Source organism: Streptomyces sp. NPDC059452, from assembly GCF_042750035.1.
Taxonomy (GTDB): Bacteria; Actinomycetota; Actinomycetes; order Streptomycetales; family Streptomycetaceae; genus Streptomyces.
Map to the genome: position 1 here is coordinate 1 of NZ_JBHYVE010000053.1, position 14,501 is coordinate 14,501.

The 14,501-nt window shown below is 72.3% G+C and carries 12 protein-coding genes and 1 pseudogene; 3 read left to right on the plus strand and 10 right to left on the minus strand.

Annotated elements, in window-relative coordinates; translation table 11 throughout:
• Positions 1-95: 95 nt before the first annotated feature.
• The 3 genes and pseudogenes from ACFW9Z_RS35570 to ACFW9Z_RS35580 all read right to left on the minus strand — a co-directional run.
• A pseudogene (locus tag ACFW9Z_RS35570) lies at positions 96-494 on the minus strand (IS5 family transposase); the annotation flags it as partial.
• Entirely contained in the window at positions 467-1,018 is a 552-nt protein-coding gene (locus tag ACFW9Z_RS35575) for an IS5 family transposase (protein ID WP_384647763.1), read from the minus strand. The pseudogene ACFW9Z_RS35570 and the gene ACFW9Z_RS35575, both read right to left, overlap by 28 nt.
• A gap of 68 nt (positions 1,019-1,086) precedes the next feature.
• Positions 1,087-1,944: an AraC family transcriptional regulator gene (locus ACFW9Z_RS35580; RefSeq protein ID WP_384647765.1), complete on the minus strand. Its 858-nt coding sequence runs from the start codon at positions 1,942-1,944 to the stop codon at positions 1,087-1,089.
• Positions 1,945-2,092: 148 nt separating this feature from the next.
• Here ACFW9Z_RS35580 and ACFW9Z_RS35585 point away from each other — a divergent pair, with 148 nt between their 5' ends.
• The 3 genes from ACFW9Z_RS35585 (at position 2,093) to ACFW9Z_RS35595 (ending at position 8,639) form a co-directional block, all read left to right on the plus strand.
• The gene (locus ACFW9Z_RS35585) at positions 2,093-6,796 is read left to right on the plus strand and encodes a DEAD/DEAH box helicase (RefSeq protein ID WP_384647768.1); all 4,704 of its coding nucleotides are present in this window, start codon (positions 2,093-2,095) and stop codon (positions 6,794-6,796) included.
• Between the two features lie 128 nt (positions 6,797-6,924).
• Positions 6,925-7,776 carry an Fpg/Nei family DNA glycosylase gene (locus tag ACFW9Z_RS35590; RefSeq protein ID WP_384647770.1) on the plus strand — a complete coding sequence of 284 codons (852 nt, stop codon included), beginning with the start codon at positions 6,925-6,927 and terminating at the stop codon, positions 7,774-7,776.
• Positions 7,777-7,865: 89 nt separating this feature from the next.
• Positions 7,866-8,639, plus strand: a complete 774-nt coding sequence (locus tag ACFW9Z_RS35595; RefSeq protein ID WP_384647773.1) for an SDR family NAD(P)-dependent oxidoreductase — start codon at positions 7,866-7,868, stop codon at positions 8,637-8,639.
• A gap of 512 nt (positions 8,640-9,151) precedes the next feature.
• Here the strand turns inward: ACFW9Z_RS35595 and ACFW9Z_RS35600 are convergent.
• From ACFW9Z_RS35600 to ACFW9Z_RS35630, 7 genes are all read right to left on the minus strand, one after another.
• Positions 9,152-9,325: a CsbD family protein gene (locus ACFW9Z_RS35600; RefSeq protein WP_070199577.1), complete on the minus strand. Its 174-nt coding sequence runs from the start codon at positions 9,323-9,325 to the stop codon at positions 9,152-9,154.
• Positions 9,326-9,361: 36 nt separating this feature from the next.
• Complete coding sequence (locus tag ACFW9Z_RS35605; protein WP_084750206.1) at positions 9,362-9,832, minus strand: Dps family protein; 471 nt, start codon at positions 9,830-9,832, stop codon at positions 9,362-9,364.
• Between the two features lie 232 nt (positions 9,833-10,064).
• Positions 10,065-10,448 (minus strand): helix-turn-helix domain-containing protein, encoded by a 384-nt coding sequence (locus ACFW9Z_RS35610; protein ID WP_003965837.1) that lies wholly within the window; start codon positions 10,446-10,448, stop codon positions 10,065-10,067.
• Positions 10,449-10,557: 109 nt separating this feature from the next.
• Positions 10,558-11,067: a CinA family protein gene (locus ACFW9Z_RS35615; RefSeq protein ID WP_384647776.1), complete on the minus strand. Its 510-nt coding sequence runs from the start codon at positions 11,065-11,067 to the stop codon at positions 10,558-10,560.
• The gene (gene pgsA, locus ACFW9Z_RS35620) at positions 11,064-11,960 is read right to left on the minus strand and encodes a CDP-diacylglycerol--glycerol-3-phosphate 3-phosphatidyltransferase (protein ID WP_384647779.1); all 897 of its coding nucleotides are present in this window, start codon (positions 11,958-11,960) and stop codon (positions 11,064-11,066) included. The genes ACFW9Z_RS35615 and pgsA overlap by 4 nt, the downstream gene beginning before the upstream one ends.
• The gene (gene rimO / locus ACFW9Z_RS35625; RefSeq protein ID WP_384647781.1) at positions 11,957-13,438 is read right to left on the minus strand and encodes a 30S ribosomal protein S12 methylthiotransferase RimO; all 1,482 of its coding nucleotides are present in this window, start codon (positions 13,436-13,438) and stop codon (positions 11,957-11,959) included. Before rimO ends, pgsA begins: the two co-directional genes overlap by 4 nt.
• A gap of 168 nt (positions 13,439-13,606) precedes the next feature.
• Complete coding sequence (locus ACFW9Z_RS35630; RefSeq protein ID WP_384647784.1) at positions 13,607-14,407, minus strand: helix-turn-helix domain-containing protein; 801 nt, start codon at positions 14,405-14,407, stop codon at positions 13,607-13,609.
• Positions 14,408-14,501 lie beyond the last annotated feature (94 nt).

Genomic DNA, 14,501 nt, shown 5'->3' on the forward strand with positions numbered 1-14,501 from the left:
CCCGGTGCCCGGAGACGGGCACGCCGGGTTCGGGAGGCGGCTCGGGGAGACCCACTGGTGGAAACATCAGCAGGGCGCCCCGAGTCGACCTCACCTAGTCCGCGCCAGGTCTTGATCTTCTGGAAGCAGCGCTCGACGGTGTTGCGCTGCCGGTACCGGTGCGGGTCGAAGCCAACGGGTCGACCGCCGAACGAGCCCTTCCTCCGCCGGTTTGCGGCCTGGTCGGTCTTCTCCGGGATGACCGCGGTGATCCCGCGTCCGCGCAGGTAGGCACGGTTGGCCCTTGAGGAGTAGGCCCGGTCGGCGGCCACCGCACCGGGCCGGGTGCGCGGACGGCCGCGGGGACCGGGGACCCGGATCCGGTCGAGGACCGCCTGGAACTGCGGGCAGTCCGCGGCCTGGCCAGGGGTCAGGACGAACACCAGCGGCAGCCCCGCCGAGTCGACCGCGGCATGGACCTTGCTGCTCAGCCCGCCTCGGGACCGGCCCAGTCCTGCCGCCTTCGCCCGTGCCCGCCGACGCCACCGGGTCGCAGCACGGTCACGGCTCGTCTCCTCCTCGGCGCCCGCACCGGGTGTGGCCTGTGGCGCATCACCCTCAGGACCGGTCCCTGCTCCGGCAGCGGAACCCCCTTTTCCTCGGTCAGTGCCTGTTCGAGGGCATCCAGGGTCTCTCCGGCAACCGCCAATCCGGCCGATTCGTGATGGGCCCGCACGATCGTGGAATCCACACTGACCAGCTCCAGCCCGACCCGTCCACGCGCCGCCGCTTCGGCGATCAGGCCGTCCATCAGCGCCTGGAACACCCCGCCCTTCGACCAGGCGTTGAACCGCGAGTACACCGTCGACCAGGACCCGTAACGCTCCGGGACATCACGCCATCCGCAGCCGGTACGAAACCTCCACAACACGCCGTTGAACTGGTCCCGCACCCGCCTGGGCAGCGGACCCGTCGCCGCCACCGGCAGAAACTCCTCGACCAACTCCCACTCGGCATCAGTCACATCGAAACGCGCCACACCCGAGTTCTACCAGCTCCACCCACCCCACCAGCGAGCCTCACGAAGATCCGAACCCCAAACAGCACCTAGGACGCGTGCCGCCCACGCCGGTGCACGCCGCGCTCGCGCTGGTACGCGCCGGGCGGGACCCCCACGATCCGGGTGAAGTGCCGGTTGAGGTGCGGCTGATCGGTGAAACCGACGGCGGTCGCGGCCTCGGCGGGGGCGATGCCCGCGTCGAGCAGCCGGCGGGCCCGCCGCACCCGGGCGTCGGTGAGCCAGGTGTGGGGCGGCATCCCGTACTCCTTCTTGAAGGCCCTCAGCAACGCGAACGGGCTGGTGCCCAGCTCGGCGGCGAGCGCCTCCAGCGTGGGCGGCGCGGCCATCCGCCCCTCCAGCACGGCACGGGCCCGCTCCACGTCCCGCGCGCCCCCGGCCCGGGGCGCCACGCTGGGCAGCGGGCTGCCGTGCCGGTCGAGGAGACGGGCGACCAGGACCCGCAGCAGGCTGTCGGCGGCCAGCGCGTTGCCCTCCTCGGCGGCCCGGTGGACCTGGGTGATCAGCCGGGCGGCGTACGGGTCGGTCACCCGGGTCTCGGCGAAGCCCACCGTGCCGCGCAGGGGTGTCACCTCGGCCGCGATGGCGTTGATCACCTGGGCGGAGGGGTACAGCGTGTCGTACGCCCAGCCCTCGGGCCGTCCGGGGCGGGCGGTGTGCGGCACCTCCGGGTTGATCATCACGACGGTGCCGGGTATCGCGTGGACCGTGCCGCCCGGCACCCCCACGTCCTCCACACCGCCGGTGACCGCGCCGAACACGTACCCCTCGTGGCTGTGCCGGGGAAAGGTGTGGCGGACGTACCGGGCGCGCAGGAGATCGAGGTCGGGCAGCTCCGCGTACGTCCAGTGCCGCGCCCACTCCGTCGCCCGAACCGCTCCCGCCATGGCCACATTCTCGCAGGTCCCGGCCGTGCGACGCAGGGCGAGGGGGTGGTTCGACGCGGAGCGAGGGGGCGGGTTCGACGCAAGGCGAGGGGGCGGCTCCGGGCGGTGTCGGGGGCCGTTGTCAGTGGCGGGGTGCACGATGGGGGACATGACCGGCTCCGCTCTCGACGCCTTCTCGCCCGCGACCCGCAGCTGGTTCGCCGGTGCCTTCAGCGCGCCCACCGCCGCGCAGGAGGGTGCCTGGCGGGCCATCGGCGAGGGCAGCGATGTCCTGGTGGTCGCGCCGACCGGTTCCGGCAAGACGCTGGCCGCGTTCCTCGCCTCGCTGGACCGGCTGGCCGCCGGTCCGCCGCCCGCCGAGGCGAAGAAGCGGTGCCGTGTGCTGTACGTGTCCCCCCTGAAGGCACTGGCCGTCGACGTGGAGCGCAACCTCCGCTCCCCGCTGACCGGCATCCGACAGGAGTCGGTGCGCCTCGGCCTGCCCGAGCCCGAGGTGCGGGTGGGCATCCGGTCCGGGGACACCCCGCCCGCCGAGCGGCGCTCCCTGGTGACCCGGCCGCCGGACATCCTGATCACCACGCCCGAGTCGCTGTTCCTGATGCTCACGTCCGCCGCCCGGGACGCGCTCGCGGGCGTCGAGACGGTGATCCTCGACGAGGTGCACGCGGTCGCCGGGACGAAGCGCGGCGCCCATCTCGCGCTCTCCCTGGAGCGCCTGGACGAGCTGCTGCCCCGGCCCGCCCGCCGGATCGGGCTCTCCGCGACGGTCCGGCCGGTCGACGAGGTGGCCCGCTTCCTGTCGCCGCAGCGCAAGGTGGAGATCGTCCAGCCGCCGTCCACCAAGGAGTTCGACCTCTCGGTGGTCGTCCCGGTCGAGGATCTGGGCGAGCTGGGCGGTTCACCAGCCACCGACGGGGACGCCGCCCAGGCGGAGAAGCCGTCGATCTGGCCGCATGTCGAGGAGCGCATCGCCGACCTCGTCCAGTCGCACCGCTCCACCATCGTCTTCGCCAACTCCCGTCGGCTGGCGGAGCGCCTGTGCAACCGGCTGAACGAGATCGCGTACGAACGGGCCACCGGCACCGCCTTCGACCCGGACAACCCCGCCCCCGACCTGCCGGAAGTCGCCGCCCTGCCGGAGGCGCACGCCCCCGCCGAGATCATGGCCCAGTCCGGCGCGGGCAAGGGCGCTCCCCCGCTGCTGGCCCGCGCCCACCACGGCTCGGTCTCCAAGGAGCAGCGGGCCCAGGTGGAGGAGGACCTCAAGGCGGGGCGGCTACCCGCCGTGGTGGCCACCTCCAGTCTGGAGCTCGGCATCGACATGGGCGCGGTCGACCTGGTGGTCCAGGTCGAGTCCCCGCCCTCCGTCGCCTCCGGTCTCCAGCGGGTGGGCCGGGCCGGGCACCAGGTGGGCGCGGTCTCCACCGGAGTGGTCTTCCCGAAGTACCGGGGCGACCTGGTGCAGGCGGCCGTCGTCACCGAGCGGATGCGGACCGGGGCGATCGAGGCGCTGCGCATCCCGTCCAATCCGCTGGACGTCCTGGCCCAGCAGCTGGTCGCCATGGTGGCGCTGGACAGCTGGCAGGCGGACGACCTGCTGGCCCTGGTCCGCCGCGCCGCCCCCTTCGCCTCACTCCCCGATTCGGCGTTCACGGCCGTCCTCGACATGCTCGCCGGACGCTATCCCTCCGACGCCTTCGCCGAGCTGCGCCCCCGGGTCGTGTGGGACCGCGTCGGCGGTACGGTCACGGGCCGCCCCGGCGCGCAGCGGCTCGCCGTCACCTCGGGCGGCACCATCCCCGACCGGGGCCTCTTCGGGGTCTTCCTCGCAGGCGCGGACCCGAAGAAGGGCGGCGGCCGGGTCGGTGAGCTGGACGAGGAGATGGTCTACGAGTCCCGGGTCGGCGATGTCTTCACCCTGGGTACGACGTCGTGGCGGATCGAGGACATCACCCGGGACCGGGTCCTCGTCTCCCCCGCCCCGGGCGTTCCGGGAAGGCTGCCGTTCTGGAAGGGCGACCAGCTGGGCCGTCCGCTGGAGCTGGGCCGCGCCCTGGGGGCGTTCCTCCGGGAGATCGGCGGGCTCTCCGAGGAGGACGCCCGGCTGCGGCTGCTCGCCGCCGGGCTGGACGCCTGGGCGGCGGACAACATCCTGGCCTATCTGGACGAGCAGCGCCGGGCCTGCGGCCATGTCCCGGACGACCGGACGATCCTGGTCGAGCGGTTCCGGGACGAGCTGGGCGACTGGCGGGTCGTCGTGCACTCCCCCTTCGGTGCCCAGGTGCACGCCCCCTGGGCGCTCGCCCTCTCCGCCCGCCTCGGTGAGCGGTACGGGATGGACGCCCAGGTCATGCACGCCGACGACGGGATCGTGCTGCGGCTCCCCGACGCGGACATGATGGGCCTGGACCTGCTGGACTTCGACGCCCCGCCCGCCACGGACACGGCGACCGGCCAACCGACCCCGCAGCCCTTCTCGTACGACAGCGAACAGCCCCCGGTCGGTGCCACCGACGTCGTCTTCGACCAGGGCGAGGTGCAGCAGATCGTCACCGACCAGGTCGGTGGCTCGGCGCTGTTCGCCGCCCGCTTCCGCGAGTGCGCCGCCCGCGCCCTGCTGCTCCCCCGGCGCTCCCCCGGCAAGCGCACCCCGCTCTGGCAGCAGCGCCAGCGCGCCTCCCAGCTGCTCCAGGTGGCCTCCGAGTTCGGTTCGTTCCCGATCGTCCTGGAGGCCGTCCGCGAATGCCTCCAGGACGTCTTCGACGTCCCTGGGCTCACCGAGCTGATGGGCGACCTGGAGGCGCGCCGGGTCCGGCTGGTCGAGGTCACCACCCAGGAGCCCTCGCCGTTCGCCCGCTCCCTTCTTTTCGGTTACGTCGCGCAGTTCCTGTACGAGGGCGACTCACCGCTCGCCGAGCGGCGGGCCGCCGCACTCTCCCTGGACTCCCACCTCCTGGCCGAGCTGCTGGGCCAGGCCGAGCTGCGCGAACTGCTCGACCCCGAGGTCCTCACGGAGCTGGAGCGGGAGCTCCAGTGGCTCACCGAGGACCGCCGGATCAAGGACGTCGAAGGAGTCGCGGATCTGCTGCGCGTCCTGGGCCCCCTGACCAATGCCGAGCTGGCCGAGCGGGGCGCCGAGCCGGCCTGGGCCGCAGAGCTGTCGACCACCCGCCGGGCGATCCAGGTCCGCATCGCCGGGGCCGACCACTGGGCGGCGATCGAGGACGCCGGGCGGCTGCGCGACGCCCTGGGCACAGCGCTCCCGGTCGGGGTGCCCGAGGCGTTCACCGAGCCGGTGAAGGACCCCCTCGGTGACCTGCTCGCCCGCTTCGCCCGGACGCACGGCCCGTTCACCGCCGCCCGGGCCGCCGAGCGGTTCGGGCTCGGCACCGCCGTCACGGACGGCGCCCTGCAACGCCTCGCCGCCTCCGGCCGAACCGTCCAGGGCGAGTTCCACCCGGCGGGCATCGGCCAGGAGTGGTGCGACGCCACGGTGCTGCGCCGACTGCGCCGCCGTTCGCTGGCCGCGCTCCGCCAGGAGCTGGAGCCGGTGGAGCCCGCCGCGCTCGCCTCCTTCCTCCCCCAGTGGCAGCACTTCGGCTCCCACAGCCTGCGGTCCATCGACGGGCTGGCCCGCGCCGTCGAACAGCTCCAGGGAGCGCCCGTCCCCGCCTCCGCCCTGGAGAAGCTGATCCTGCCGAGCCGGGTCATGGGCTACACCCCGGCGATGCTCGACGAGCTGACGACCACGGGCGAGGTCGTCTGGGCCGGAGCGGGAGCCCTGCCCGGCAAGGACGGCTGGATCTCCCTCTACCCCGCCGACAGCGCGCCCCTCCTCCTGCCCGCCCCCCACCCGCTGGAGCTGTCGGCGCTCCACGAGTCCCTGCTCACCACCCTCTCCGGCGGCTACGGCCTCTTCTTCCGGCAGATCGCCGACCAGGTCCGGGCCACCACCCACCCGGACTGCACCGACCAGCAGCTCGCCGACGCCCTCTGGGAGCTGGCCTGGTCCGGGCGGCTCACCAACGACACCCTCGCCCCGCTGCGCTCCCTCCTGGGCTCCGGCCGGACAGCGGGCTCCACCGCCCACCGCGCCCGGCGCAGCGTTCCGCGCGGCCGCTACGGATCGCTCACCGCCGCCGCCCGGCCCGCGTCCCGCACCGGCCCCCCGACGGTCTCCGGCCGCTGGTCCCTGCTGCCCCCGCGTGAGCTTGAGCCGACCCACCGCGCCCATGCCCTGGCCCGCACCCTGCTGGACCGGCACGGCGTGGTGACCCGAGGCGCGGTGCAGGCCGAGGGGGTGGAGGGCGGCTTCTCCGCGACGTACCGCATCCTGGCCGCCTTCGAGGACAGCGGCCAGGCGCGGCGCGGCTATGTGGTGGAGGGTCTTGGCGCCGCCCAGTTCGCGATGGACGGTGCGGTGGACCGGCTACGGGCAGCAGCAACGGCCCGCGACCGCAGGGATCCGGGGACCGCGCCCCAGGCCCTGGTGCTCGCGGCGGCCGACCCGGCCAACGCGTACGGCGCCGCCCTGCCGTGGCCGGAGTCCCCGGACGGCGCCGGGCACAAACCGGGCCGCAAGGCGGGGGCGCTGGTGGTCCTGGTCGACGGCGAGCTGACGCTCTACATGGAGCGCGGCGGCAAGTCCCTGCTCGCCTGGCCGTCCGACCCCGAGGCCCCCGCGCTGCGAGCGGCCGCCGGGGCCCTGGCCGCCTCGGCCCGGGCCGGGGCGCTCGGCACCGTCACCGTGGAGCGTACGAACGGTGTCTCCTCCCTCACCTCCCCGCTGGGCCGGACCTTGGAGGCGGCCGGGTTCCTCGCCACTCCGAAAGGCCTGCGCCTGAGGGCGTGAGCGGGGCGGGCCCCCGCAAGCCGGGCAGGCCCATCCGCGACCCGAGCCGGGGCAGCCCCCTGAGCCGAGCGGGCCCACCGTGAGCCAGGCAGGCCCGTCCCTGAGCCGGGCGGGCCCATCATGGAGGTATGCCCGAAGGAGACACCGTCCTGCAGACTGCCGCCCGGCTGCACGCAGCGCTCGCGGGGCGGGTCCTGACCCACGCCGACCTGCGCGTCCCCCGGTTCGCCACCGCCGACCTGAGTGGCCGCACGGTCCTCGACGTCATCGCCCGGGGCAAGCACCTGCTGACCCGTATCGAGGGCGGGCTGACCCTGCACAGCCACCTCCGGATGGACGGGGCCTGGCGGGTGTACACACCGGGCGAGCGCTGGCGCGGCGGCCCCGGCCACCAGATCCGCGCGGTGCTGACCAACGCCGACCACACCGCCGTCGGCTACCGCCTCCCCGTGCTCGAACTGCTGCGCACCAGCGAGGAGGACAAGGCCGTGGGCCACCTCGGACCGGACCTGCTGGGCCCCGACTGGGACCCCGATCTCGCCGTGGACCGGCTGCTCGCCGCACCGGACCGCCCCCTCGGCGAGGCCCTCCTCGACCAGCGCAACCTCGCGGGCATCGGCAATGTCTACAAGTGCGAGCTGTGCTTCCTGGCCCGCACCACCCCCTGGCTCCCGGTCGGCGCCCTCCCCGACGGGACCCTCCCCCGACTGGTCGCCCTGGCCCACCGGCTCCTGGATGCCAACCGGGACCGCCCCACCCGCACCACGACGATCCGCGCGGAACGCCGCCCCCGCACGAGCACCCCGCCCCCCACGCACCCACAGCGCCCCCTCCCGCCGTTCCGGGTGCGGGAGCCCCTGTACGTCTACGGCAGGGCCCGCCTCCCCTGCCTGCGTTGTGGCACCCCAGTCCGGAAGGTCGACCAGGACGACCGGCCCACGTACTGGTGCCCCACCTGCCAGTCGGGCCCGACCCTCTGATCACTCGGGCCCGACGCCTGGGGAACCGAAGGGAACAAAGCCCGACGCACCAATTGACGACCCGTCAGATATGGCCGTACGGTCCCGCCATGCCCCTCTCCGCGTACGACGCGTACGACCTCACGGGCCGCTCCGCGTTCATCACCGGCGCGGCGAGCGGTATCGGCCGGGCGAGCGCCGTACTGCTCGCCGAGGCCGGGGCCACGGTCCACTGCGCCGACCGCGACGAGACGGGCCTGCGCCGGACGTACGAGATGATCACGAGCGCGGGCGGCACGGCCCGCACCCACCCGCTCGACGTCACCGACCGGGACAGGGTCCGGGCGGCCGTCCACGCGGCGGGAGAGATCGACATCCTGGTGGCCGTGGCCGGGATCATGCACACGAGCAGCGTCCTGGAGACCGAGGACGACGACCTGGACCGGGTGCTGGCGGTCAACTTCAAAGGGGTCCTGTACGCCTGCCAGGAAGTGGCCCGCTCCATGATCGCCCGCGCCGCACCCGGTTCGCTGATCACGATGGCATCCGGCGCCGTGGACTCTGCGAGCGCGGGCCTCCTCTGCTACAGCGCGGCGAAGGCGGCCGTGGTCCAGCTCACCAAGACGCTCGCCACCGAGCTGGGCCCGCACGCCATACGGGTGAACGCGGTCGCGCCGGGCTGGATCCGGACGCCGATGACCGACCGGCACGGAGCCGAACAGCAGCAGCGGGCGGAGGCGACGATGGCCCGGATCTCTCCCCTCGGCCGGGTCGGCGAACCCGAGGAGGTCGCCCACACCGTGCTGCATCTGGCGTCCGACGCTTCGGCCTTCACGACCGGCCAGATCCTCCGCCCGAACGGCGGCGTCGCCATGCCCTGGTGAGCCCCACCACAAGCCGCCCCGGCCAGACGGCCCGCGAAGCCCGCAGAGCCCGTGAAGCCCGCGAAGCCCGCCCCTCCGCCCCCACCTGCGGCTCCGGCCCCTCCAGCACCGCTGGCCCCTCCGCCCCCATCCGCTCCTCCAACCCCACCGACGCCTCCGCCCCCTTCCGACCCGACGCCGCAGCCACCGACGCCACATGGACGGGCAGCAGGCTCAGCCCCCAGCCGCCCGCCGCCACCGCCCCCTCCACCGCACCGGCCTGCTCCGGCTGCAGCACCAGCCGCAGCACCGCCCACCACCACAGCCCGCCGAGGACCAGCGCCGGCACCCACCGCCGTACCATCGCTGTCCTCCTGCGGCCGACGTCCTTTCGGGCAGTTTCCCCTGGCAGCAGCACCTCTGCATCCAGAACGGACGACCGAAGGGGCACCCGGCCCGGGAACGCCGAGTGCCCCCACCGGTGACCGGCGGGGGCACTCGATGCGGACAGCGCTGCGAGGCGCCGCCGGCTGCTACTTGTCGTCGTTGCGCAGGGAGTCCGTGACGCCCTTCGCACGGTCGCCGACCTCGTCGACCTTGTCCTTGGCCGTGGCCTTGGCCTGGTCGGCCTTGCCCTCGGACTCCTTGCGGCGGTCGCCGGTCAGCTTGCCGACGGCCTCCTTGCCCTTGCCCTTGAGCTTGTCCATGGCGTTGTCACCAGTCACGATGTCGATTCCTTCCGCTCAGGCACTTTCGGCCTGGAACATCCAGGCGTGCTTTTCGAGGTCCGCCGTCAGTGAGATCAGGATGTCCTGGGTGATGGGATCCGGCTCGTCGGTCACCTCGATGCGCTCCCGCATCCGTCCGATGACCACGCCCAGGGCGTCCACGAGCGCCTTGACGGCGTCGGTGTCCTTGATCCAGCCCTCGGGGACGGACCGGATGGCGGTCTCCTTGGCAACGGTCGCGGAGCGGCCGTCCGGGTTGACCCCGATCGCGGAGGCGCGCTCGGCGACCGTGTCGGAGTGCTGCCGGGCCGTGACGACCACGTCGTCGAGCTGGAGGTGCACGGACCGGAAGCGCGGGCCGACCACGTTCCAGTGGACCTGCTTCGCCACGAGGGAGAGGTCGACCAGATCGACCAGCGCGCCCTGCAGCGCTTCTCCTACGAGCTTGAGATCGCTCTCGGACAGTGGGCTCTTCACCACAGACATGCACAACTCCCATCCGTCAGGCGTACTGCTGACCGTCGTCAGGCGTTTCGCTGACCGTTTCGGCGCACCACCCACGATGGCACAAATCAAACAAAACAGTCATGTCGGCCTCAACCTCCGTCTGCCCCCTATCCGGCACCTCACACACAAAAGTTCCCGGCACAAACAGAAGTCCCGGCCGACCCCTGTGGGGCCGACCGGGACTCCGGTCGAGCACTGTGCCGCGCGCGGATCAGGCGGCGACGACGTCCACCGCTTCTGCGGGCGCCTTGATGGTCACCCGACCCGACGGCACTCCTGCGACCGACGAGACGGAGACGGAATTGAGCATGGGACGAACCGGTACTGGGACCGGATCACTGGCAGCTGCCGACTCGGCCAGCTCAGCGAGCGAGAGCTCGTCGCTCACTTCACGCATGAGCTCGGACATCCGTACGTCAAGCGCGTCGCAAATCGCGGAGAGCAGCTCGGAGGATGCCTCCTTCTGCCCCCGCTCCACCTCGGACAGATAACCGAGCGAGACCCGGGCGGACGAGGAGACTTCGCGCAGAGTACGGCCTTGGCGCTGGCGCTGCCGACGCAGCACGTCACCCAGCAGGCGACGGAGCAGAATCATCGGTGGCTCCCTCCTCGGACCGCGTAGCCGCATCCTTCACGCCCTACCGTACCGCCTTGTGCTGCGGCCGTGCGGGGAGCGATGTCGTGTTCACTCAGGGCTGCAAACATCAATTCCCCCCGATCTGTTCCGTATCCTGTGCCCGCGCATTTCCATCGAGTTCGCTCACGAGCAGATCGAGGACGCTTCGTACACTCTCTCTACGGATGTCCGCCCTCGAACCATTCAACCGCAGTACGGACACTTTCTCGACGCCGGAGGGTCCCGCGACGGCCACATAGACCGTTCCGACGGGCTGTCCGTCCTGCGGCTCCGGGCCCGCGACGCCGGTCGTGGAGATGCCCCAGTCCGCGCCGAGCGCACGCCGTGCACCGGCCGCCATCTGCTGCGCGACCTCGGGATCCACCGCACCGCGCTCCGCGAGGAGGTCCGCGTCGACGCCGAGGATCTCCGCCTTGAGGGCCGTGGCATATGCCGTCACCGACCCCCGGAAGGACTTCGAGGCTCCCGGTACGGAAGTGAGTTCGGCCGCCACCAGGCCGCCCGTCAGTGATTCGGCGACGGCGAGCGTCTCCCCGCGTTCGCCCAGTCGCCCCAGCACGCGGGCAGCGGCTGTCACCGCTCGGCCTCCGCGCCGTCGCGTGCACCGACGGCGGGCCCCACAGGCGTCGATCCACCGGACAGACTCACAGCCGAACCCGTAACAGCAGCACCCGCAACACCGGCACCACCAGAAGCACCGGGATCACCAGCACCAGACCCACCAGACCCACCAGACCCACCAGACCCACCAGCATCACGGGAAGCCCCAGCCCCCGGAGCCCCCGCCGCCTCCTGAAGCGCCTCCGTAGTCCGCCCCACCGCCGCGCGCTCAGCCGCAAGGCTCCTGCGCCTCAGGACGACGGCCTGACGTACGTAGTCGAGCCCGGTGACCACCGTCAGCACGACGGCCACCATCATCACCCAGAACCGCAGGGTGGCCAGCGGCCCCGTGAGCATCAGGACGTACATCCCGGCCGCCGTCCCCTGGGCCAGGGTCTTCAGCTTCCCGCCCCGGCTGGCCGGGATCACCGCGTGCCGGATCACCCAGAACCGCATCAGCGTGATGCCCAGCTCACGGGCGAGGATCACCCCGGTGATCCACCACGGCAGATCGCCCAGGATCGAGAGGGAGACCAGCGCCGCACCCATGATCGCCTTGTCGGCGATCGGGTCGGCGATCTTCCCGAAGTCCGTGACCAGGTTGTACGTCCGGGCCAGATGACCGTCGAAGAGATCGGTGATCATGGCGATCGCGAAGGCCGCCCAGGCGAAGGAGCGCCAGGCCGGGTCGTACCCGCCGTTGTGGAACAGCAGCAGGACGAAACCGGGCACGAGCAGCAGCCGCACCATGGTCAGGATGTTCGCGATGTTCCACAGGCTGGCCTGGTTGACGGCCGCGGTGCCCAGCTTGCCGCCGCGGACCGGCCTCGCGCCGGAACCGCCTGCCGCGGATGCCGGGGCTCCCGTCATCTGGCTGCCTCCGCAAGCTCGTGGTGTTCGGCCACCAGGTCGACGCCCTCGGTGCCCACTGCCTTTGCCTCGACCATACGGCCCGGCACGAGTCCCTCGCGTGTGGTGAAGACCACCTGGCCGTCCGTTTCCGGGGCCTGGTGCGCGGCGCGGCCGACCGCGACCTCGCCGTCCTCGTCCGACTCGACGGACTCCACGAGCACCTGGAGGGTCTCGCCGACGCGCTCCTCGGCCCGCTGCGAGGTCAGCTCCTCGGCCAGCTGCGAGATGTGGGCGAGGCGCTCCGCGATGGTGTCGGCGTCCAGCTTGTTCTCGTAACCGAGCGCCTCGGTGCCCTCCTCGTCCGAGTACCCGAAGACGCCGATGGCATCGAGGCGGGCGCCGGTGAGGAAGCGTTCCAGCTCGGCGAGGTCGGCCTCGGTCTCACCGGGGAAGCCGACGATGAAGTTGGAGCGGGCGCCGGCCTCGGGGGCCTTGCTCCGGATGGTGTCCAGCAGCTCCAGGAAGCGGTCGGTGTCACCGAAGCGGCGCATCGCGCGCAGCACGCCGGGGGCGGAGTGCTGGAAGGAGAGGTCGAAGTAGGGGGCGACCTTCGGCGTCGAGGTGAGGACGTCGATCAGGCCGGGACGCATCTCGGCGGGCTGGAGGTAGCTGACGCGGATGCGCTCGATGCCGTCCACGTCGGCCAGCTCGGGCAGCAGGGTCTCCAGGAGGCGGATGTCGCCGAGGTCCTTGCCGTACGAGGTGTTGTTCTCGGAGACGAGCATGACCTCCTTGACGCCCTGCTCGGCCAGCCAGCGGGTCTCCTGGAGCACGTCCGAGGGGCGGCGGGAGATGAAGGATCCGCGGAAGGAGGGGATGGCGCAGAAGGAGCAGCGCCGGTCGCAGCCGGAGGCGAGCTTCACCGAGGCGACGGGGCTGGTGCCGAGCCGCCGACGCAGGGGTGCGCGCGGTCCGGAGACCGGGGCGACACCTTCCGGGAGGTCCACGGGCGCCGGGGCGGGCGCCTCCTGGGCGTGCCCCGGCAGGGACACCGCGGCGGACTGCCGCTCGGCGGGGCTGATCGGCAGCAGCTTGCGGCGGTCGCGCGGAGTGTGCGAGGCGTGGATGCCGCCGTTGAGGATGGTCTGGAGCCGGTCGGAGATGTCGGCGTAGTCGTCGAACCCGAGGACGCCGTCCGCCTCCGGCAGGGCCTCGGCGAGGTCCTTGCCGTAGCGCTCGGCCATGCAGCCGACGGCGACCACGGCCTGGGTGCGGCCGTGGTCCTTGAGATCATTGGCTTCGAGCAGGGCGTCGACGGAGTCCTTTTTGGCGGCTTCGACGAACCCACAGGTGTTGACGACTGCGACATCCGCGTCGGAGGCATCCTCGACGAGGTCCCAGCCGTCCGCTGCCAAGCGGCCTGCAAGCTCCTCCGAGTCCACCTCGTTACGGGCGCAGCCAAGAGTGACAAGGGCGACGGTACGGCGTTCGGGCATGGACTCAAGACTACTTTGTCCCGGCGCCCCTCCCGCCGTGCAGGGTTGCCTCCCCGCCGCCTGTTACTCCGCGTAGCAGGCAGAGCAGCAGGCCGGGGGCGGGCCGGGAACGCCGACGGGCGCCCGGCGCTGGGCCGGGCGCCCGTCGGCGCGGTGAGAGGCGCGGGATCAGCCGGCCTCGGGGTCACCCTTGGTGTACGAGAGCCGCTCGACCTGACCCGGCTCGAATCGGTCCTGGAGCTTCTTGCCGTTGACGAAGAGCTCGATCGCCCCGGCGTTGCCGAGGACGAGGTCGATGCGCTCCTTGTCCTGGAAGGTCTTGGACTCACCTTCGAGCAGCAGCCCGTCGAAGAGCAGCCGTCCGTTGTGGTCCTTGACGGAGATCCAGCTCTTGCCCTGGTTGGCGCCGAGCTTGACCGTCACCTTGTCCCGGGGGGCGGCGGCGATGGCACTCTCGGACGGCACCGGGGGCGCGGCCGGCTTGGTGGTGGTGGGCTTGGCCGCGGTCTTGTCGGGCTTGGAGCCCTCCGCGACCTGGGCGGTGTTCGAGGGCTTGTCGTCCGCACCGTTGAAGAGGGTGAAGCCGACGAAGCCGATCACGGCGACGATGGCCGCGACCATGGCCGCGGTCCAGTTGGGACGGCGCGGTTCGGAACGGATGCGCTCCGCTTCGAACAGCGGGGCCGCGGGGGTCGGTGCGGGACGGCCGCCGTGGTCACCGTCGTACCGTTCGACCAGGGGTTCCGGGTCGGTACCGACGGCACGGGCGATGTTGCGGATGTGGCCGCGTGCGTAGACGTCGCCGCCACAGCGCGAGAAGTCGTCCTCCTCGATCGCGTGCACGATGGGGATGCGCACCCGGGTGGAGCTGCTGACTTCCTCGACCGTCAGACCTGCGGCGATACGAGCCTGCTGAAGGGCACGACCGATCGAAGGCCGGTCGTCTTCGGGGGAGTTGCCGATGGACACGGGGGCGCCTTTCGAGCGTGAGCCACCTGCTGGATGTTCAGTCTAGGGGGGGTACGAAAGGGAGGGGCAACCGGGAGGCACGACTTTGTACGCC

Excerpts from the sequence above, each read along its gene's own strand:
- ACFW9Z_RS35610 (WP_003965837.1), bottom strand. The coding sequence starts at position 10,448 with ATGATTCTGCTCCGTCGCCTGCTGGGTGACGTGCTGCGTCGGCAGCGC.
- ACFW9Z_RS35595 (WP_384647773.1), top strand. The coding sequence starts at position 7,866 with ATGCCCCTCTCCGCGTACGACGCGTACGACCTCACGGGCCGCTCCGCG.
- ACFW9Z_RS35605 (WP_084750206.1), bottom strand. The coding sequence starts at position 9,832 with ATGTCTGTGGTGAAGAGCCCACTGTCCGAGAGCGATCTCAAGCTCGTA.
- ACFW9Z_RS35580 (WP_384647765.1), bottom strand. The coding sequence starts at position 1,944 with ATGGCGGGAGCGGTTCGGGCGACGGAGTGGGCGCGGCACTGGACGTAC.
- pgsA (WP_384647779.1), bottom strand. The coding sequence starts at position 11,960 with ATGACGGGAGCCCCGGCATCCGCGGCAGGCGGTTCCGGCGCGAGGCCG.
- rimO (WP_384647781.1), bottom strand. The coding sequence starts at position 13,438 with ATGCCCGAACGCCGTACCGTCGCCCTTGTCACTCTTGGCTGCGCCCGT.
- ACFW9Z_RS35600 (WP_070199577.1), bottom strand. The coding sequence starts at position 9,325 with ATGGACAAGCTCAAGGGCAAGGGCAAGGAGGCCGTCGGCAAGCTGACC.
- ACFW9Z_RS35585 (WP_384647768.1), top strand. The coding sequence starts at position 2,093 with ATGACCGGCTCCGCTCTCGACGCCTTCTCGCCCGCGACCCGCAGCTGG.
- ACFW9Z_RS35590 (WP_384647770.1), top strand. The coding sequence starts at position 6,925 with ATGCCCGAAGGAGACACCGTCCTGCAGACTGCCGCCCGGCTGCACGCA.